Origin of the sequence: Streptomyces sp. CMB-StM0423, assembly GCF_002847285.1 — a bacterium.
In the GTDB taxonomy this organism is placed as follows: domain Bacteria; phylum Actinomycetota; class Actinomycetes; order Streptomycetales; family Streptomycetaceae; genus Streptomyces.
Genome location: NZ_CP025407.1, coordinates 4,056,797 through 4,076,671, shown reverse-complemented (window position 1 = coordinate 4,076,671; position 19,875 = coordinate 4,056,797). Strand labels below are relative to the sequence as shown.

Genomic DNA, 19,875 nt, shown 5'->3' with positions numbered 1-19,875 from the left:
TCCACACCAGCTTCCACACCGGCGTACGGGCCGGGGCGCCCGGCGGGCCCCCGGCCCGTGGTGGTGCCAGGTACACCCCGGAGCCGGGTGGGCATCCCATGGGGTGCGGGCACGGGAATTCCTAGGTTGATGTCATCGACATCGCAGAGGGGAACCGTCCCATGTGGGCCATGGCCATCCGTACGCTCCGCCACAGAACCGCCGCGCTCTCGGCGACCTTCCTGGCCCTCGTCCTGGGCACTGTCATCGTGATGACGTGCGGCGGGCTGCTGGAGACCGGCATACGCAACAACGCGCCGGCGCAGCGCCTCGCGGGCGCCGACCTCGTGGTCACCGGCGACCGCGACCTCCCCCGCGGCGACGAGACCGCCGTCCTCCCCGAGCGTCCCGCGCTCGACGACTCCCTGACCGCGGCCGTACGGAACGTCCCCGGCGTCGAACGCGCCGTCCCCGAGCGGGTCTTCGAGGCAGCCGTACTCGGCGGCCGGTCACAACCGGGGTCCGCCCCCGACGCGCAGGCCCACGGCTGGTCCTCCGCCGCCGTCACCCCGTACGAGCTGACCGAAGGCCGGGCCCCGGCCGGCCCCCGCGACGTGGTGCTGGACGAGGCGACCGCCCGGGCGTACGGCGTGCGCCCCGGCGACGAGGTGCGCGTCGCCGCGCAGGGGAGCGCCGGGGCGTACCGCCTGACCGGCGTGGTCCGCACCGCGCACGCCGTCGACCGCGGCGCCGTGTTCTTCACCGACGACCGCGCCCGCGCGCTCTCCCCCGCCCTCGCCGACATCGCCGTCACGGCCGCGGCCGGCACCGATCACGGCGAGCTGAAGGACCGCCTCGGCGAGGTCGTCGCGGACCGCACCGCGAAGGCGCAGACCCCGGCGAAGGTCGTCTCCGGCGACGACCGCGGCGCCGTCGAGTACCCCGAGGTGCTGACGCGCAAGGAGGACCTGATCGCGCTGGCCGGCGCCTTCGGCGGGATGGCCACCCTCGTCGCGGTCTTCGTCGTCTCCGGCACGGTCGCGCTGTCCGTCGAGCGGCGCCGCCGCGAGTTCGCATTGCTCCGTACCGTCGGCGCCACTCCGCGCCAGTTGCGCCGGCTGCTGCTCGCCGAGACGCTGATGGTCGCGCTGGTCGCCGGCGCGGCGGGCTGGTTCGCCGGGCCGCCCGCGGGGGAGCGGCTGTTCGAGGAGTTCACCGGCAGCGGCATGGTGTCGGAGGCCGTCGCGTACGAGCAGGGCTGGATCCCCGCGGTCGCCGCGGCCGGCGCGCTGCTGCTGACCTCGCTGCTCGGCGGCTTCCTCGGCGGCCGGCGCGGGGTGAAGGTCACGGCCGTCGAGGCGATGGCGGAGTCGACGGTACGGACCCGCTGGGCGACCCCGACGCGGATGGTGGCGGCCCTGCTCTTCCTCGCCGGCGCGGTCGCGCTGGCCATCCTGACCTGGGTGCTCTTCGACGGCCCGATCGCCGCCAGCACCGCGGGGCCCACCGTGCTCTGCACGGCCATCGCCCTCGCGCTCCTCGGCCCGGGGCTGACGAAGCTGTGCACCGTGCTGATCTCGGGCCCGGTCAAGGCCGTCACCGGCGCCAGCGGCGAACTCGCCGTCGTCACCGCCAGGGCCCGCGCCGTCCGGATGGCGGGCGTCGTCACCCCGGTGATGCTGGCCGTCGCCATGGCCACCGCGAACCTGTACCTCCAGACCACCCAGACCGACGCCTCCCGCGAGGCGTACGCCCAGAACCTGCGCGCCGACGCCGTCGTCGAGTCCGCCTCCGGCACCCTCGACCCGGCGCTCACCGCCGACGTCCGCGCCACCGAGGGCGTCGCCGCGGCCGGCGCGTACGTCACCAGCACCGGCTGGATCGACGGCATCGGCGACGAGGACGGCGTACCGCTCCAGGGCATCGACGCCCGCGGCGCCGCGCGCACCACCGCCCTGGACCCGGTCGGGGGCGAGGTCGCCGACCTCACCGGACGGACCATCGCCCTGCCCGCCGGCGCGGCGGACGGCCGGAGCGTCGGCGACACCGTCGAGGTCCGCTTCGGCGACGGCGCCGCCGCGGATCTGCGGATCGCCGTGCTCTTCGAGGGCCGGGCCGGCTACGACACCGCGTTCGTGCCCGCGGACCTCCTCGCCGGGCACACCGACGGCGCGCTGCCGCAGCAGATCCTGGTACGCGCCGAGGACGGCACCGGTGCCGCGGCGCTGACGGCGAACCTGGAGAAGACCCTCGCGGACCACCCCGGCACCGCCGTCGCCGACCGCGACGACCTGATCGAGGCCAACATCAAGGACACCGAGACCCAGGCGTGGGTCAACTACCTGATGGTCGGCATGATCGTCGCGTACACCGCGATCTCCGTGGTCAACAACCTGGTGCTCTCCGTCTCCGGCCGCCGCCGCGAGTTCGGGCTGCAGCGGCTGGCCGGCGCCACCCGCCGGCAGGTGCTGCGGATGCTGACGATCGAGGCGCTGATCGTCGCCGGGATCGGCGTGGCCCTCGGCACGGCGGCCGCGGCCACCGCGCTGGTGCCGTTCAGCCACGCGGCGGCGGACAGCATGCTCCCCTCGGGACCGCTGTCCATCTACGCCGCGGTGGTCGCAGGGGCCGTGGCCCTCGCCCTCACCGCCACCCTGGTGCCGGGCTGGGCTGCCCTGCGGGCGCGGCCCGCGGAGGCGGCGCTGGCGGAGGAGTGAGCGGTAGGGCCCGCCCCGGGTGCGGGGCGGGCCCTGGTGTCTTGCGGCGGCACCGCCAGGCAGCACCGCAAGACGGCTCGGCCGGCCGGGGTCCCGCGGGGACCCCGGCCGGAGTCGTCGGCTCAGCCGAAGCGGCCCGACACGTAGTCCTCGGTCGCCTGCACCGACGGGTTGGAGAAGATCTTGTCGGTGTCGTCGATCTCGATGAGCCGGCCGGGCTGCCCGACCTCCGACAGGTTGAAGAACGCGGTACGGTCCGAGACGCGCGCAGCCTGCTGCATGTTGTGCGTGACGATGACGATCGTGAACCGCGTCTTCAGATCCCCGATGAGGTCCTCGATGGCGAGGGTGGAGATCGGGTCGAGCGCGGAGCAGGGTTCGTCCATGAGGAGCACCTGCGGTTCGACGGCGATGGCGCGGGCGATGCACAGGCGCTGCTGCTGGCCGCCGGAGAGGCCGGAGCCGGGGCGGTTGAGGCGGTCCTTGACCTCGTTCCACAGGTTCGCGCCGCGCAGGGACTTCTCCACCACGTCGTCGAGTTCGGACTTCTTGTACCGGGCGTTGAGCTTCAGGCCCGCGGCCACGTTCTCGTACACGCTCATCGTCGGGAACGGGTTGGGCCGCTGGAAGACCATGCCCACCACGCGCCGTACGGAGACGGGGTCGACGCCGCCGGCGTAGAGGTTCTCGTCGTCCAGCATCACCTTCCCCTCCACCCGCGCGCCCGGGATGACCTCGTGCATGCGGTTGATGGTCCGCAGGAAGGTGGACTTGCCGCAGCCGGACGGGCCGATGAAGGCCGTCACGGACTTCGGCTCGACGGCCATCGAGATGTCCTCGATCGCCTTGAAGTCGCCGTAGTAGGCGGTGAGGCCGCTGATGTCGATGCGCTTGGCCATGTCAGATCACTTCTCCTCTGGCCGTCAGCGGCCGGTTTTCGGGGCCTTCCAGCGGGCTATGCCGCGGGCCAGCAGGTTGAGGATCATCACGAAGACGATCAGGACGAGGGCGGCGGCCCAGGCGCGGTCGAACGACGCCGACGTACCCGCCCCCCACTGCTGGTAGATGTACAGCGGCAGGGACGCCTGGCCGCCGTCGAAGGGGTTGTTGTTGATCGCGGGGCTGCCGAAGACGAGCAGCAGCACGGGGGCGGTCTCGCCGGTGATGCGGGCGACCGCCAGCATGACGCCGGTGGTGATGCCGCCGATGGAGGTGGGCAGAACGACCTTGAGGATCGTCTTCCACTTCGGTACGCCCAGGGCGTACGACGCCTCGCGCAGCTCGTTCGGGACGAGCTTCAGCATCTCCTCGGTGGAGCGGACCACCACGGGCATCATCAGGATCGCCAGGGCCAGCGCACCGGCGAAGCCGGAGTAGCCGAAGTCCAGGATCATGATCCACAGGCTGAGGACGAACAGGCCGGCGACGATGGACGGGATGCCCGTCATGACGTCGACGAAGAACGTCACCGCCTTCGCCAGCGCCCCGCGGCCGTACTCCACCAGGTAGACGGCGGTCAGCAGGCCGATCGGGGTGGCGATCAGGGTGGCGATCAGCACCTGCTCGATGGTGCCCATCAGCGCGTGGTAGACGCCGCCGCCGGGCGCGACGTTGACCACGCCGCTCATCGAGTGGGTGAGGAAGTAGCCGTCGGTGACCTTGATGCCCTTGCTGACGGTCTCCCAGATCAGCGACGCCAGCGGGACGACGGCCAGCAGGAACGCCGCCCACACCAGGGAGGTCGCCAGCCGGTCCTTCGCCTGCCGGCCGCCCTCGACCGCGGTCGAGATGACGTACTGGCCGACGACGAAGAGGATCGCCGCGATCAGGCCCCACTGGATGCGGCTGCCGAGGTCGGCGAGCACGCCGATGGCCACGGCCACGACGGCGGCGCCGGCGGCGATCCCGAGGGGCGCGAAGCGGGGCAGCCGCGGCTGCTTGATGCCGAGCCGGTCGACCGGCCGCTTGTCGGCGATGGTGCTCATGCGTTGGCCCCCGAGTACTCCTTGCGCCGCGCAATGATCAACCGGGCCGCGCCGTTGACCAGCAGCGTGATGACGAACAGCACCAGGCCGGAGGCGATCAGCGCGTCCCGCCCGAACTGCCCGGACTCGCCGAACGACGCGGCGATGTTCTGCGCGAACGTACCGCCGCCCGCCTGGAGGATCTCCGCCGACAGCAGCGCCGACGGCGACAGCACGGTGGCCACCGCCATCGTCTCGCCGAGCGCCCGGCCGAGGCCCAGCATCGAGGCGGAGATGACGCCGGAGCGGCCGAAGGGCAGCACCGTCATGCGGATGACCTCCCAGCGCGTGGCGCCCAGCGCCAGCGCGGCCTCCTCCTGGAGGCGGGGGGTCTGGGCGAAGACCTCGCGGCTGACGTTGGTGATGATCGGCAGGATCATCACGGCCAGCAGGATGCCCGCGGTCATCAGCGAGCGCGGCGCGGTGCCGTCGAAGGAGAGCACGACGGTCCAGCCGAGGTAGCGGTCCAGCCACTCGTACGTGCCGACCAGGTGCGGCACCAGGAACAGCGCGCCCCACAGGCCGTAGACGATGGACGGGACGGCGGCCAGCAGGTCGATGACGTACGCGATGGGCGCCGCCAGCCTCCGCGGTGCGTAGTGGGTGATGAACAGCGCGATGCCCACGGCGATCGGCACCGCGATGACCATCGCGACGACCGAGGAGACGACCGTGCCGAAGGCCAGGACGGCGATGCCGAACTTCGGCGGGATGGAGTTCGCGTCCCACTCGAAGGTGGTGAGGAAGTTGCCCTCGTTGTCCGCGAGGGCGATGGACGCGCGGTACGCGAGGAACGCGGCGATCGCGGCCATGATCAGCAGCAGCGTGATCCCGGACCCCTTCGACAGGCCGGAGAAGACCTTGTCGCCGCGGCGGGAGCCGCCCTTGCCGTTCGACAGCAGGACCTGTGACGGCGGTGGGGCGGGGGTTTCTATGTCGGTGGGTGGAGCAGTCATACGTGAATCTCCGGTCTGGTGTGGGGCGACGGCGCGGTCTGCGCCCGCGTCCCGGCGGCGGTGCACCGGATGGCCCCCCGCCGGCCGGACGGTGTGGTTCGCCGGCCGGCGGGAGGGGGGATCAGGACAGGGTGTCGACGGTCTTGGCGACCTCGGCGGCCATGTCCGCGGGCAGCGGGGCGTAGCCGACGTCGACGATCGACTGCTGGCCGGCCTCGCTGGCGGTGTAGGCGAGGAAGGACTTCACCGCGTCCAGGGACTCCTGCTTGTTGCCCTTGTCGCACGCGATCTCGTACGTCACGAGGGTGATCGGGTACGCGCCGTCCTCCTTCGTGGCGTAGTCCAGCTCAAGCGCCATGTCGGGCGCCTGGCCGACCCGCTTGCCGACGGCGATGGCCTGGGAGGCGTTCTCCACGGTGGCCTCGACGGGCTCCGCGGCACCGGTGTCCAGCTTGACGGTGCTCAGCTCGTTGGACTCGGCGTGCGAGATCTCCATGTACGAGATGGCGCCGTCGGTCTGCTTCACCTGCGAGGACACCCCGGCCGAGCCGGTGGCGGCCTGGCCGCCCTCGATCGGCCACTTCTTGTCGGCCTCGTCCGGCCAGGCGTCCTTCACGACCGTGTTGAGGTACGCGGTGAAGTTCTCGGTGGTGCCCGACTCGTCGGAGCGGTGCACGGGCTGGATCTTGGTGTCCGGCAGCTTGGCGTCGGGGTTCAGCTTGGCGATGGCGTCGTCGTTCCACTGCTTGATCTCGCCGTTGAACACGTTCGCCAGCGTCTCGGCGTCGAGCACCAGCTCGTCCACGCCCTCCAGGTGGTACGCGATGGCGACCGGGCCGCCGACCATCGGCAGGTTGATGCCCTGACCGCCGGAGCAGACCTCCTTGGACTTCTCCACCTCCTCCGGCTCCAGCGCGGAGTCGGAGCCGGCGAAGGCGGTCTGGCCGTTGAGGAACTCCTCGATGCCCGCGCCCGAGCCGACCGGCTTGTAGTTGACCGTCACGTCGGGGCAGGCGGCCTGGTAGTCAGCGACCCACTGCTGTACGGCATTGTCCTGGGAGCTGGCGCCCGAGGCGAGCAGCTCGCCGCTGCCGCCGCACTTGATCTCGCCGCCGGCGGCCGCGGAGCTCTTGTCGCCGCCCTTGGCCTTGTCGTCGCCGGAGTCCGAATTGTCGTCCGAGCCGCACGCCGAGAGGACGAGGGCGCTGGAGAGGGCGAGTATGCCTGCCGCGGTGCGGTACCGGATCTTGCTCTGAGACTTCACTGGGGACTTTCCTTCCTGAGGCCGCACTTCCAGGAGCGGCTTGATAACAAATCGAGACAAACTGAGTTGTGGGGTCTAGGGGAGGTCCGCGGTCGGCGGCACGAAGCGGTAGCCGACGTTGCGGACGGTGAGGATGATCCGTGGATCGTGAGGGTTGTCCCCGATGCGGTCGCGCAGCCGACGGATGTGCACGGCGATCGTGTTGGACTTCGGTGCGCTGCCACCCCACAGCTCGGCGCTGATCTGGTCTCGGGTGACGACCTTCTCGGCGTTGGCCACCAGCAGGTGCAGCAGCTTGAACTCCCGAAGGGGAAGCTGCACCAGCCGGCCGTCGACGCGGGCCTCGAAGGTGGCGGGGTTGACGCTGTACGGACCTGAGGCCACCGACTGGTCCACGTCGTACGTCGCCGGGCTGGCGACGCCGAGCATCTTCAGGACCTCGTACGGCCGGTAGGGCCGGGCGACGCAGGCGCTGGCCCCGGCGGTGAGCGCCTCCACGGCGTCCTCCGCGTCGTCGGGGCCGACGCCGATGATGACCGGCGTGGCGCTGCGTCGCCGCAGCACCTCCACCACTCGGGCACCGGGCACGAGCGGCAGCTTGGCGCTGACCAGCAGGGCGTCGGGGGACTGCAGGCCGACCTGGAGCAGCGCCTCCGCCCCGTCGGAGCAGAAGACGACCTTCACCTGATGGCCCGACAGGTGCTCCGCAAGATCGTGCGCCACCTGTTCGTCCGGATCGGCGAGCAGCAGGACATGTCCGTGTCGCTGGCCGGGTATCGCCGGTGTGTCCATCGGTCGGTCACCACCCCCTTCGTCGCCTCTCATGGAAATCGGTGTCTGCGGACTCGGCCGGTGGTGGCGGTTAACTGAAGGTGAACATCGGAACAGGGGTGCGTGATGCCGTTATCCGCCCGTTATGAACGGCGTGATCCACGGCACCCTGAGCCCCGCCGGGCGTGGCGTGGCTCACCTTTCCGGCCGCCCGCCGGACCACCTGCCGGCACCGCCGTACGGGCCCCCGGCCGGGACGCTCACAGGCCGCCCGAGCCGCCCGAGTCCCCGCCGGAGTCGCCCGCGCCGCCCGGCCGGTCGCTGTGCTCCTTCAGCCGCGTCAGATCGCGCTCCAGCTTCTTCTCCTGCGCCTCGCTGAGCGGGATGTAGCCGGCCTCCGAGGCGAAGTCCGTGTGGCTGTCCACGTAGAACTCGACGAACCCCTCCACCTCGGGGCGCTCCAGCGCCTTCGCCGAGGGGTAGATGAACAGCGGCCGGGCCAGCGGCTTGTACGAGCCGTCCTGGACGGACACCGTGCTGGGCGCGACGCAGCCGCCGCCGGCGTCGATCTCCAGGGCGCGCAGCTTGTCGCGGTTCTCGTCGAAGTAGGTGAAGCCGAAGTAACCGAGGCCGCCTGAGTGCTCCGCGACGCCCTTGACGAGCGTGTTGTCGTCGCTGCTCGGGGTGAAGTCGGCGCGGGACGCCTTCTCCTCGCCGTTGATGGCCTCGGTGAAGTAGTCGAACGTGCCCGAGTCGGTGTCGGGCCCGTAGAGCTGCAGCGGCTCGTCCGGGAAGGCGGGGTCGACCTCCTGCCAGCTCGCCAGTGTGGAGCCGGGCTCCCAGATGCGCTTGAGCTGGTCGGTGGTGATGCAGTCGATCCAGTCGTTGCCGCGCGGGACGACGATGGTGAGCGCGTCGTTGGCGATCGTCAGCTCGCGGTACGGCACGTCCCAGTTGGCGCAGGTCTCCTTCTCGAAGTCGTTGATCGGCCGGGATGCGTCGGATATGTCCGTTTCGCCCACGCAGAACTTGTCGAAGCCGCCGCCGGTGCCGGACGCCCCGACCTTGACCCGTACCCCCGGCTCCTGCCGGCCGAAGCGCTCGCCCGCCAGCTTCGTCAGCGGCTCCACCGTGCTGGAGCCGTCGATCGTGACCGTCCCGGCCGGCCGTTCCGTCCTGTCCTCATCCGGGCTGGCCTCGCTCTCGCCGCCGCAGGACACGAGGGAGACGACGGCGGCCGGGGCGAGGAGGAGGGCGCCCAGGCGGGCGGCGGTGCGCTTCGTCTGTATCGGGCTCACGGGCTTTCACTGCTCTCCGCTGATCGATTCGGACATAACTCGGGTCCTGTATCGAAATGGCGGCAGTCGGCCATGCGGGGCGGCTTCGGTGAGCAAGGGATGAACAGTGGACGACCAGACATGATGCCGTTATGCGGCTGTGATGAAAGCGCGGATCACGGGGCGAACGTGCAGGCGGGAGGGGTGTACGCGGCCCGCGTCCGCCCCGCGCGCGGCGGTGCGCGCGGCCCGCTAGATCGGATCTGGCGGGCGCCTGCCGGTTTCTGGCGCCTGAAGGGTGAAGGCCCGGGCGCACCGCCCGGGGTGGCCGGGACCGGGAGGTGTCCGATGCGGAACGGAGAGTCCGGCGTACGCGGGACGCCCGGCCCCGCGGCGGCGGCCGGCCCCTCGGATGCGGTCGGCGCGGGCGCCCGGCTGCGGATCGCGTGCATACTCGGCGGCCAGGAGGAGCCCGACTGCCGCCCGCCCGCCGTGGCCCACTGGCTCGGCGAGCTGGCCGGCGACCGTGGCGACCTGGCCCTGCGCGTGCTGGACCTCGCCGACTACGACCTCCCGCTGCGCTACCCCGCGCACCCGACCGAGCAGATGGCCTCGTTCACCGCGGAGCTGGCGTGGGCGGAGGGGTTCGTCGTGGTCACCCCCGAGTGCAACCGCAGCTTCCCCGCGCAGCTCAAGCACGCCATCGACATCGGCTACGACGAGTGGCACGCGAAGCCCGTCGGCTTCGTGTCGTACGGCTTCGGCTGCGACGGCGTGCGCGCGGTGGAGCACCTGAGGTCGGTCTTCACCGAGCTGCACACGGTCACGGTGCGGGACTCGGTCGGAATCGACCTGCGCTTCACCGATGAGAAATTCCCGGCCGGCGGGTCCATCTACTCGGACGGGCTGGTACGCGCCGCCGGCGCCCTGCTCGACCAGCTCACCTGGTGGGGTCTCGCGCTGAGAGAGGCCCGCGCGGCGCGGCCGTACGTGGCGTAGCAAAAGCCGCACATATACCTGATGTTGGAGAATCTGGAGAAGAAGCACATGACTAACGACCCGTCCGGCCTGGCGATCGAGACGTCGGGACTTGTGAAGGTGTTCGGCGAGACCCGCGCGGTGGACGGCGTCGACCTCGCCGTCCCCCGCGGCATCGTCTACGGCGTCCTCGGCCCCAACGGCGCCGGGAAGACCACCACCGTGAAGATGCTCGCCACCCTGCTGCGCCCCGACGGCGGCGAGGCCCGGATCTTCGGCAAGGACGTCGTCCGCGACGCGAACGCCGTACGTTCCCGGGTCAGCCTCACCGGCCAGTACGCCTCCGTGGACGAGGACCTGACCGGCACCGAGAACCTGGTGCTGCTCGGCCGCCTCCTCGGGCACCGGCCCGCGGCCGCGCGGGTGCGCGCCGCGCAGTTGCTGGAGGCGTTCGGCCTCGGCGAGGCCGCGGACAAGCAGGTGAAGAACTACTCGGGCGGCATGCGGCGGCGCATCGACATCGCCGCGTCCATCCTCAACACCCCCGACCTGCTCTTCCTCGACGAGCCGACCACCGGCCTCGACCCGCGCAGCCGCAACCAGGTCTGGGACATCGTCCGCGCGGTCGTCGCGCAGGGCACCACCGTCCTGCTCACCACCCAGTACCTGGACGAGGCGGACCAGCTCGCCTCCAGGATCGCCGTCATCGACCACGGCAAGGTCATCGCCGAGGGCACCAAGGGCGAGCTGAAGGCGTCCGTCGGCGCCGGCTCCGTCCACCTCCGGCTGCGCGACGCAGCGCAGCGCGCGGAGGCGGTCGCCCTGCTGGAGACGGCGCTCACCGGCGCCCAGGTCCAGCTCGAAGCCGACCCGGTCGCGCTCACCGCCCGCGTCGGCGACGGCGACAACGGGCGCGGCGCCGCCGCGCAGGCCGCCGCCGCGCTGGCCGAGCTGGCCCGCGCGGACATCACCGTGGACAACTTCTCGCTGGGTCAGCCCAGCCTGGACGAGGTCTTCCTCGCCCTCACCGACCGCCCGGCCGGTGCCGAGACCCAGGAGGCAGCAGCATGAGCACCGCGACCGAGACCCAGACCCAGGGCCGTACGGAGGACCTGGCGCCGGTCACCACCGAGAGCCTGGCGGAGCTGCTGGTCTCCAAGGAGCGGCCGGCACGGCCGAGTCCGTGGTCCGCCTCCGTGACGTTCGGCTGGCGCGCCGTGCTGAAGATCAAGCACGTGCCGGAGCAGCTCTTCGACGTCACCGCCTTCCCGATCATGATGGTGCTGATGTACACGTACCTCTTCGGGGGTGCGCTGGCGGGCTCCACCTCGGACTACCTGCAGTACCTGCTGCCGGGCATCCTGGTGATGAGCATCGTCATGATCACGATGTACACCGGCGTCTCCGTCAACACCGACATCGAGAAGGGCGTCTTCGACCGCTTCCGCTCGCTGCCGATCTGGCGCCCCGCGGTCATGGTCGGCTACCTGCTGGGCGACATGCTGCGCTACCTCATAGCGTCGGTGGTGATGGTCGGGGTCGGCCTCATCATGGGCTTCCGCCCGGACGGCGGCGTGGTGGGCGTGCTCGCGGGGGTGGCGCTGCTGATCGTCTTCTCGTTCGCGTTCTCGTGGATCTGGACGATGTTCGGCCTGCTGCTCCGCTCGGAGAAGTCGGTCATGGGCGTCAGCATGATGGTCCTGTTCCCGACGACGTTCCTCAGCGACATCTTCGTCGAGCCGGACACGATGCCGGGCTGGCTGCAGGCGTTCGTCAACAACAACCCGGTGACGCACCTCGCGTCCGCGGTCCGTGAGCTGATGCACGGCGACTGGCCGGCCGCGGACATCGCGTGGACGCTCGGCTGGGCGGGCGCGATCGTGGCGATCTTCGGCCCGATCACGATGCGCCTGTACGCCAGGAAGTAACGCGACGCGGAGATCGCGGCGCGAGAACGCGACGCTGAGCGCGACCGGGCCCGTCCCCTTCCGGCCGGAAGGGGACGGGCCCGGTCATGTCCGCCTCCGCATCTGCTAAGTTCGCCCGCATGTTCCTCCCCTGTGCATAGGAGCCGGCGCCGCCGCGCCCGTCCGGTGCGGCCGTATGCCGCCCATGCACACCCCGGAGCGCCGGTGCTCCGCGCTCCCTTCGCCGAGGAACGTCTCCATGTCTGCGCCGTCGTACGCAGCTCTGCTGCGCATTCCCCATGCCTCCCGCACCTTCGGTGCCGCCCTGCTGGGGCGGCTGTCGTACGGGATGGTCTCCCTGTCGCTGCTGCTCTCCGTCAAGGACGCCACCGGGTCGTACGCCGCGGCCGGGGCCGCCCTGGCGTGCTTCGGGGCGACCAGCGTGACCCTGTCGCCGGTACGGGCCGGCTTCATCGACCGGCACGGCCCGCGGCGGGCACTGCCGCCGATGGCCGCCGCGTACGCGGTGCTGCTGGCGGTGCTGGCCGCCGTCACCGCGGACGGCGGTACGGGCGCCGCGGGGCTGACCGCGCTGGCGGCGGGCGCCGGGGCGCTGACGCCGCCGCTGGGTCCCGTGATGCGGGTGCTGTGGAGCGACCTGGTGCCGCCGGGGCTGCTCCCGCGCGCATACAGTCTGGACTCGGTCGCCGAGGAACTGCTGCTCGTGACGGGGCCGTTGCTGGTCGGCGCGATCGTGACCGTGGCGCCGGCGCCGGTGGGCCTGGCGGCGAGCGCGGCCCTGATCCTCTGCGGCACGCTGGCGCTGGTCACGTCCCCGGTGGCGGGGGCGAGGAAGGGCTCCCTGGCAACGGCGCGCAAGACACCCGGCCGCACCTCCGGAGTCCTGCGCGGGAACCTTCCGATGCAGCAGGCGGTCATCGGGGTGGCCGGGGTGGGGGTGTGCCTGGGGGCGCTGCAACTGCTCGTCGTCGCCTTCGCCGACGAGCACGATGCGGCGGGCCTGGTGCCGTGGATCCTCGCCGCGATGTCCGCGGGCAGCGCGGTCGGCGGGCTCGTCTACGGGGCCGTCGCCTGGCGCGCACCCGGCACGCGGCGGCTGCCGGTACTGGCGGGCGCGCTGGGCCTGCTGCTCGCCGCGACGGGCCTGGCACCGCACCCGTACGTGCTGCTCGGCTGCGCCGCGCTGGTCGGGGTCTTCGTGGCGCCGGGCATCACGACGGCGTACCTGATCGCGGACGAGTCGGCCGACCCCGGCGCCCGTACGAAGGCGGGCGCGTGGGTCAACACCGCGCTCAACGCCGGCTCCTCCACGGCCACCGCCGCCACGGGCCTCCTGATCGACAACGCCCCCCTCCCCCTGTGCTTCGCCCTGGCCGGGCTCCCGGCGGTCCTCGCGGCCGCCACCCTCGTGCTCACGGCTCCCTGCCGCCTCAGCCCGTCCCGCGTCTGAGACACCGGGGGAGTCCCGACGACTCAGCCGGTGCCGGCGGCCTTCGACTCGGCCGCGAACGCAGGGCCGTGGCCGGGGTTTTCCGGGTGGACGGCCACCGCCGTGCCGTGGCGGGCCGCCGCGTACGGCGCCCTCGCCGGGTCAGGGCAGCCGCCGCGCTTTGCGCTCCGCGCGCTTCGCCGCCTTCGCCTCGGCCTTCTCTGCGGCACGGCGGTCCCGTTCCGCCTGGCGGGCCGCTTTTGCCTCCTGTTCCGCCTCGCGGCTGTCGTACAGCAACTCGGCCAGGGAGAAGCGGCAGCCGTAGCTGCGCAGCGAGCCCTTGCTGATCAGCAAGAAGCCCTCGCCGGTCCGGTACAGAGAGGTGTGTGAGGAATTGGCGGGGTGCTGGGGGCGGTAGGCGCGGGCGTGCGTCTCCAGCCGGGCCATGGCCTCCTCACGCGGGCCGGTGAAGTTCTCCAGTACGTTCGCCGACATGGACTTGCGGTCGCCGAGACCGTCGGTCTCTTCGACGATCAGGCCCCACCGCTCGGACATGGCCTCCCCCTTCGGCGAGTCACGAGTAGCGCACCCGTACAGCCTACGAGGCGGCCGCGGCCCGGCCACCGCGCCGGAGTGCGAACCGCGTCCCCAGCCGGGCCCGTTCCCGCGCTCACCTGCCGCGGCGGGGGCGGCGGCGGGAACAGTGGTGGGCGGCGTAGAGCAATGTCCGGATGGCCGGGCCGGCTTCCGCGGGCCCGGTGAGGGGCGTGGGGAACGGGAGGCGCGCGTCGCGGTGGCCGCGGGGGTGTTCCAGGCGGAGGACCAGGCCGTACCGGTCCAGTGCCAGCGGGTGGACGCGGACCACGCCGTGGAGCGCCGCCGGGTCGAGGAGCCGGGTCAGGGCGTCGACCGCGTCGCGGTGGGAGTCCGCCAGGTGCAGCAGCATCGCCGGCTCCTGTACGGCCAGCGGGTCGGGACCGGCCGTCGTCAGCTCCTCCGGGTCGATGACCGCCACGTCCCCCATGTCCCCCGCGCCCGCCACCAGCGCCTCCGCCGGGTCGAACCCCAGCACCAGCCGCTCCGGCTCCGGCTGTTCGCCCTCCGGCGCCAGCCAGCCGGTCAGCGTCACCCGGGTCCGTACCCGGTCCCGTACCCCCACCGGCGCGATGTCCGTCAGATGCAGCCGCACCGGCAGGTCGCCCGCCGGGGCGCAGACCACCTGCGCCGCGAGCGCACTGTCCGCCGGCGGGCGCAGCCGCAGCAGCCACCCGCCGGGGCCCGGGGCCGTCGTGTGCAGGCCCACCAGGTCGCAGCGGAACCCGTCGGTCTCCAGCGTCAGCGAGCCCGCGGTCGCCAGGATCGTGCGCACCCGCTCCGCGGGCGCCGGGGCAGCGGTGCCGCTGCCCGGCTCCGCGCGTACGTCGTCGAAGAAAGCCATGCCCCGCTCCCTCAGCCGAGCTTCTCGGCGTTCTCGATGGCGTCGGCCAGCCGCTCCAGCACGGGCGCGAACCCGCGGTAGCTGTAGCGCTCCTCCATCGACCAGGGCGTCGTCTGCCCGGCCTCGACGGCCGGGAGCCGGCTCCAGGTGGGCTTCTCGGCGAGCGCCGCGGGCGTCATGGCCTGGGTGCGGTTGTCGACCATGATCAGGTCGGCGTGGTACTTGTCGGTGTTCTCCCAGCTCAGGAACTCCCAGAAGCCGAACTCGTCCGACTTCTTCCCCTCCACCACGTCCACCCCGAGGTCCCGGAAGTAGTGCAGGTCGGTGTACGAGCCGGGGACGGCGACGTACATGTTGTCCTGGTCGCCGGTCATCGCCAGCACCTTGAGGCCGCGGTTCGCCTTCGCGACCGAACGCAGCCGCTTCTCGGCGTCCTTGAAGCGCTTCTTGTCGGCCCCGGCCTGCGCGCCGGTGGTGTCGCCGCCGAGTGCCTTCGCCAGTTCCTCGTACCGCCGCAGCGGCTCCTTGAGGCTCGTGTGCGCGCCCTTGATGCCGATCGCGGGCGCGAGCGCGAAGATCTTCTTCCGGCTCTCCTCGGGGACGAACCACAGGTCGGGCGGCGGGAACATGTTGCTGATCAGCAACTCCGGGCCGAGAGCGGCGTACTTCTCGACGTTGAACTCTCCCCACGCCTCGCCGAGGCTCTCCAGCTCCGCCGGATCCAGGTCCCCCGCCTGCGGGTTGGGCTTCCCGTCGATCGGCTTGCTGGGGCCGAAGATCGCGGTGCAGGTCACGCCGTAGTCGTAGAGCGCGGCGGCGGAGCTGACGAACGCGACGATCTTCTCCGGGCGGCGGCCGGTCTCGGCCTTCTCGCCGCGGTCGTCGGTGAACGACCAGCCGCCGCCGGAGCCGCCGCTCGCCGCGTCGCCGCCGCAGGCGGCGAGGAGGGCGCCGAGGCCGAGGGCGCCGGCTGAGGTGAGCAGGGTGCGGCGGGAGAGCGGGGTGGTCGGTGCGGTGGTGGCCAAGGCTGGGTTCCCCCTCGGTCGGTCGACTTAGGTGAGGCTAACCTAATATGCTCGACCGGGGAACCCGGGGCCGACGGCCCCGCGGCACGCCGACACGTGCGCGCGGAGCCGCCGGACCCGTAGAACCGGAGGTTCTGCTACGGAACCGGAGGGTGTACCGGGGCCGCCCGCAAGGGAAGCGTCAGGCCCCGATACGCCCGCCCCCGGTGCGCCAGACGTTGACGACCGCCGGGCGGTTGGGCTTGCCGGGGCCGTCAGGCCACGCCGAGCCCGGGTTCTCGTACGACGCGCCGTCGACCTCGCCCGGGTGCTGCACCGCGACCAGCACGCGGTCCTCCTGCACCACGGGGCCGCAGGTCTCCGCGCCCGTCGGCATGCTGAGGAACTGCTTCACCTGGCCCTCGTACCGGCCCGTGGTCGCCACGCCGAACAGCCCGTCGTGGTTGCCGAGGGCGTTGCCGTCGGTGGAGATCCACAGGTTGCCGTACGGGTCGAACGCCACGTTGTCCGGGCAGGAGATGGGGCTGACCTGGTCCTTCGGGAAGCCCGCGAAGTACGTCGACGGGTCCGCCGGATCGCCGCAGACCAGGAACAGCCGCCAGCCGAAGCTCGTGGACGCCGGGTCGTCGCGCTTCTCGGTCAGCTCCAGGATGTGCCCGTGCTTGTTGGCGTTGCGCGGGTTGGCCTCGTCCGCCTTGGCGTTGGTGCCGGTGCCGCGGTTGGTGTTGTTCGTCAGCGCGACGTACACCTTGCCGCTGTTCGGGCTGGGCTCCACGTCCTCCGGGCGGTCCATCTTCGTCGCGCCGGCCTTGTCGGCGGCGAGGCGGGTGAAGACGTAGACCTCCTCGGCGGTCATGCCGGGGACGAAGCTGCGGTCGCCGCTGGCCAGCTTGATCCACTCGCCGGAGCCGTCGAACTCGCCGTCCGCGGGCAGCTTGCCGCTGCCGTCGATCTCGGCGGCCGGGCTGTCGCCGGTGAGCCTGGCGACGTACAGCGTGCCCTCGTCGAGCAGCGTCATGTTGTGGGCGCGCGCCCAGCGGCTGTTGCCGCGCACCATGCGCTTGTCGGAGACGAACTTGTAGAGGTAGTCGAAGCGCTCGTCGTCACCGGAGTACGCGACCGCGCGGCCGTCGCGCGTCAGCCGGATGCTGGCGCCCTCGTGCTTGAAGCGGCCGAGCGCGGTGTGCTTGACGGGCGTCGAGTCCGGGTCGTACGGGTCGATCTCCACGACCCAGCCGAAGCGGTGCGGCTCCTGCGGCTCCTTGACGACGTCGAAGCGGTCGTCGAACTGCTCCCACTTGCGCTGCGAGGCGCCGCCGGAGATGCCGTAGCGCGCGAGGCGCTGCTTGGCGACCGGGTCGGTGACGGAGCCGGCGTTGGCGAAGTACTGGTTGAAGTTCTCCTCGCCGGAGAGCACCGTGCCCCACGGGGTGGTGCCGCCGGCGCAGTTGTTGAGGGTGCCGAGCACACGCCGCCCGGTCGCGTCCGCCGAGGTCTTGAGCAGGTCGCTGCCCGCGGCCGGGCCGCGCAGCTCGAACTCGGTGGTGGCGGTGATCCGGCGGTTCAGCGGGTGCCGCGGCACGGCGCGGAGGTTGCCGCCGCCCTTGCCCCGGCTGCCCTCCTCCTGGACGGCCACGACGGACATGCCGTGCGCCGCCCAGCCGATCTCGGCCTGCTCGCGGGTGACGTTCGCCGGGTCGTACCCGGGGAACATGAGCTGCTCGTCGGTGTACTCGTGGTTGGCCACCAGCAGTTGCCGGTCGCGCTCGCCGGGCAGCGGCAGCAGCGCGAGGAAGTCGTTGTTGTAGCCGAACTGGCCGGCCTGGGCGGCGGCCGACTGGCGGGCCGCGTCGAAGGCGGGGGCGCCGCGCAGGATGGGGTCGCCCCAGGCGATGACGACGTTCTGCTCGTAGCCTTCCGCGGTGGTGACGACGTCGTCGGTGTTGGGCGCGACCGCGTCGAAGCGCAGGCCGCGGGCGGCGTCGCCGCCGGCGCCGCCGCTGCCGGGCCCGCGGCCGAAGGTGCCGGCCGGCGAGGTCGGCGCGGCCGTCGCCGGGGCGGCCCCGACGATCCCCGCGCCGGCCGCCACCACGGTCACCGCGGCACCGGCGCGCAGCGCGCCGCGGCGGGAGACGGCGCGGGCGACGATGTCGCCGGCGTACTCGTTGTCGCTGGTGTTCGGTACCTCGTGGAAGCAGGCGTCGCCACAGCGGTAGCGACAGGTCATGGCTGAGCGCCCGCCCGGGTGCGGCGAGCCGATGAGCGGCAGAAGTCTGCGCACGATCCCCTCCGGTTTCTGTGAGTTCGCGCCGGACGCTAGGCGCGTAGTCCCGCCGGGGGGCGACGCGGACCTGAACTCCGGGTGAACCCGCGCCGGTGGGCATATGCGCGGCGTACGATGAGCGGTTCGTCACCGTACGTAATCGGATGAGTGCGACGGTCCGCGGCCGTTAGGATTTCGACCATGGCGGCCACTGGAGAAGAGCAGCAGGGGACGAAGGCGTTCTACGTCTCGACCCCCATCTACTACGTGAACGACGCTCCGCACCTGGGCCACGCCTATACGACCGTCGCAGGCGACGTGCTCACCCGCTGGCACCGCCAGCGCGGCGAGAAGGTGTGGTACCTCACCGGCACGGACGAGCACGGTCAGAAGATCATGCGCACCGCGGAGGCGCACGGCGTCACCCCGCAGGAGTGGTGCGACAAGCTCGTGGAGGAGGCGTGGAAGCCCCTCTGGGAGCACCTGGAGATCGCGAACGACGACTTCATCCGCACCACGGAGAAGCGGCACACGGACCGCGTGCAGGAGTTCGTCCAGGACCTGTACGACAAGGGCGAGATCTACCAGGGCGGCTACGAGGGCCCGTACTGCGTCGGCTGCGAGGAGTACAAGACCCCGGGCGAGCTGCTCGACGGCGAGGGCGAGAACGCGGGCCTGAAGCTCTGCCCCATCCACAAGACGCCGGTGGAGATGCTGAAGGAGGAGAACTACTTCTTCAAGCTCTCCGAGTACGGCCCGAAGCTGCTGGAGTTCTACGAGGCCAACCCCGGCTTCGTCCAGCCCGGGTCGGCCCGTAACGAGGTCGTCAACTTCGTCCGGCAGGGCCTCAACGACCTGTCGATCTCCCGCTCCACCTTCGACTGGGGCGTGCGGGTCCCGTGGGACGACAAGCACGTCATCTACGTGTGGATCGACGCCCTGCTCAACTACGCGACCGCCGTGGGCTACGGTGCGGACGAGGCGAAGTTCGCGGGCACCTGGCCGGCGGACGTCCACCTCGTCGGCAAGGACATCCTCCGCTTCCACGCGGTGATCTGGCCGGCGATGCTGATGGCCAACGGGCTGCCGCTGCCGGGCAAGGTCTTCGCCAACGGCTGGCTGATGGTCGGCGGCGAGAAGATGTCGAAGTCCAACCTGACCGGCATCAAGCCGCAGGACCTCACGGACCACTTCGGCGTCGACGCGTACCGCTGGTACTTCCTGCGGGCCATCCAGTACGGCCAGGACGGCTCGTTCTCCTGGGAGGACTTCACCCACCGCTACACCAGCGAACTCGCCAACGACTTCGGCAACCTGGCCTCGCGCGTGGGCGCGATGACCGTCAAGTACTTCGACGGCGACCTCCCGGCGGCCACGGCCGCGGGCGCCGCGGAGCAGGTGATCGTCGACGGCCTGGCGCACGCGGCGGCGGAGGCGGACCGGCGGATCGGCGAGGAACTGGACTTCGCGGGCGGCATCGCGGCGGTCTTCGACTTCATCAAGAAGGTCAATCTGTACCTGACGGAGCAGGAGCCCTGGAAGGTCGCCAAGGACCCCTCGGACGAGGCCCGGGCCCGCCTGGCGACGATCCTCTACACCGCCGCGGAGGCCCTCCGCGCGGTGGCGGTCCTCCTCCACCCGGTGATGCCGCGCACGTCCCGGCAGCTCTGGTCCTTCCTGGGCGCCGAACCCGCCCTGGGCCCCCTGGCCGACCAGCGCATCGCGGAGGCCGGCACCTGGGGCCGCCTCCCGGCGGGCGCCCGCGTGACGAAGGGCGCGATCCTCTTCCCGCGCCTGGAGGAGCCGAAGCAGTCCTGACCGCTACG

At 71.8% G+C, this 19,875-nt stretch carries 16 protein-coding genes; 6 read left to right on the top strand and 10 right to left on the bottom strand.

Going from position 1 to position 19,875, the window contains the following annotated elements; translation table 11 throughout:
• The first annotated feature begins 170 nt into the window (after positions 1 to 170).
• A complete protein-coding gene (locus CXR04_RS17705) occupies positions 171 to 2,696 on the top strand; it encodes an FtsX-like permease family protein (protein WP_234380297.1) in 2,526 nt (841 codons plus the stop codon).
• Between the two features lie 122 nt (positions 2,697 to 2,818).
• On the opposite strand, the gene pstB is transcribed toward CXR04_RS17705, so the two are convergent.
• The 6 genes from pstB to CXR04_RS17675 form a co-directional block, all read right to left on the bottom strand.
• Positions 2,819 to 3,595: a phosphate ABC transporter ATP-binding protein PstB gene (gene pstB, locus CXR04_RS17700; protein ID WP_101423364.1), complete on the bottom strand. Its 777-nt coding sequence runs from the start codon at positions 3,593 to 3,595 to the stop codon at positions 2,819 to 2,821.
• 24 nt (positions 3,596 to 3,619) lie between these two features.
• A complete protein-coding gene (gene pstA, locus CXR04_RS17695; RefSeq protein WP_101423363.1) occupies positions 3,620 to 4,681 on the bottom strand; it encodes a phosphate ABC transporter permease PstA in 1,062 nt (353 codons plus the stop codon).
• The gene (pstC, locus tag CXR04_RS17690; protein WP_199850478.1) at positions 4,678 to 5,676 is read right to left on the bottom strand and encodes a phosphate ABC transporter permease subunit PstC; all 999 of its coding nucleotides are present in this window, start codon (positions 5,674 to 5,676) and stop codon (positions 4,678 to 4,680) included. Before pstC ends, pstA begins: the two co-directional genes overlap by 4 nt.
• A gap of 121 nt (positions 5,677 to 5,797) precedes the next feature.
• On the bottom strand, positions 5,798 to 6,940 hold the full coding sequence (gene pstS, locus CXR04_RS17685; RefSeq protein ID WP_101423362.1) for a phosphate ABC transporter substrate-binding protein PstS: 1,143 nt from the start codon (positions 6,938 to 6,940) through the stop codon (positions 5,798 to 5,800).
• Between the two features lie 75 nt (positions 6,941 to 7,015).
• On the bottom strand, positions 7,016 to 7,732 hold the full coding sequence (locus tag CXR04_RS17680; RefSeq protein ID WP_234380296.1) for a response regulator transcription factor: 717 nt from the start codon (positions 7,730 to 7,732) through the stop codon (positions 7,016 to 7,018).
• A 239-nt stretch (positions 7,733 to 7,971) separates the two neighbouring features.
• A complete protein-coding gene (locus CXR04_RS17675; protein WP_234380295.1) occupies positions 7,972 to 9,009 on the bottom strand; it encodes a PstS family phosphate ABC transporter substrate-binding protein in 1,038 nt (345 codons plus the stop codon).
• A gap of 327 nt (positions 9,010 to 9,336) precedes the next feature.
• Between CXR04_RS17675 and CXR04_RS17670 the strand changes: the two genes are divergently transcribed.
• The 4 genes from CXR04_RS17670 (at position 9,337) to CXR04_RS17655 (ending at position 13,344) form a co-directional block, all read left to right on the top strand.
• Positions 9,337 to 9,987, top strand: coding sequence for an NADPH-dependent FMN reductase (locus tag CXR04_RS17670; protein WP_101423361.1), 651 nt, complete (start codon positions 9,337 to 9,339; stop codon positions 9,985 to 9,987).
• Between the two features lie 48 nt (positions 9,988 to 10,035).
• Positions 10,036 to 11,037, top strand: coding sequence for an ATP-binding cassette domain-containing protein (locus CXR04_RS17665; RefSeq protein WP_101423360.1), 1,002 nt, complete (start codon positions 10,036 to 10,038; stop codon positions 11,035 to 11,037).
• Positions 11,034 to 11,894, top strand: coding sequence for an ABC transporter permease (locus CXR04_RS17660; RefSeq protein ID WP_101423359.1), 861 nt, complete (start codon positions 11,034 to 11,036; stop codon positions 11,892 to 11,894). The genes CXR04_RS17665 and CXR04_RS17660 overlap by 4 nt, the downstream gene beginning before the upstream one ends.
• Before the next feature lie 262 nt (positions 11,895 to 12,156).
• Entirely contained in the window at positions 12,157 to 13,344 is a 1,188-nt protein-coding gene (locus CXR04_RS17655) for an MFS transporter (RefSeq protein ID WP_101426442.1), read from the top strand.
• Positions 13,345 to 13,485: 141 nt separating this feature from the next.
• Here the strand turns inward: CXR04_RS17655 and CXR04_RS17650 are convergent, their stop codons facing one another.
• From CXR04_RS17650 to CXR04_RS17635, 4 genes are all read right to left on the bottom strand, one after another.
• Positions 13,486 to 13,878 carry a hypothetical protein gene (locus CXR04_RS17650; protein ID WP_101423358.1) on the bottom strand — a complete coding sequence of 131 codons (393 nt, stop codon included), beginning with the start codon at positions 13,876 to 13,878 and terminating at the stop codon, positions 13,486 to 13,488.
• 115 nt (positions 13,879 to 13,993) lie between these two features.
• The gene (locus CXR04_RS36455; protein ID WP_101423357.1) at positions 13,994 to 14,761 is read right to left on the bottom strand and encodes a DUF2470 domain-containing protein; all 768 of its coding nucleotides are present in this window, start codon (positions 14,759 to 14,761) and stop codon (positions 13,994 to 13,996) included.
• Between the two features lie 11 nt (positions 14,762 to 14,772).
• A complete protein-coding gene (locus CXR04_RS17640) occupies positions 14,773 to 15,786 on the bottom strand; it encodes an ABC transporter substrate-binding protein (RefSeq protein WP_101423356.1) in 1,014 nt (337 codons plus the stop codon).
• A gap of 181 nt (positions 15,787 to 15,967) precedes the next feature.
• On the bottom strand, positions 15,968 to 18,067 hold the full coding sequence (locus CXR04_RS17635) for a PhoX family protein (RefSeq protein WP_101423355.1): 2,100 nt from the start codon (positions 18,065 to 18,067) through the stop codon (positions 15,968 to 15,970).
• 183 nt (positions 18,068 to 18,250) lie between these two features.
• Here CXR04_RS17635 and metG point away from each other — a divergent pair, with 183 nt between their 5' ends.
• On the top strand, positions 18,251 to 19,867 hold the full coding sequence (gene metG, locus CXR04_RS17630) for a methionine--tRNA ligase (protein WP_101423354.1): 1,617 nt from the start codon (positions 18,251 to 18,253) through the stop codon (positions 19,865 to 19,867).
• Positions 19,868 to 19,875: the final 8 nt, after the last annotated feature.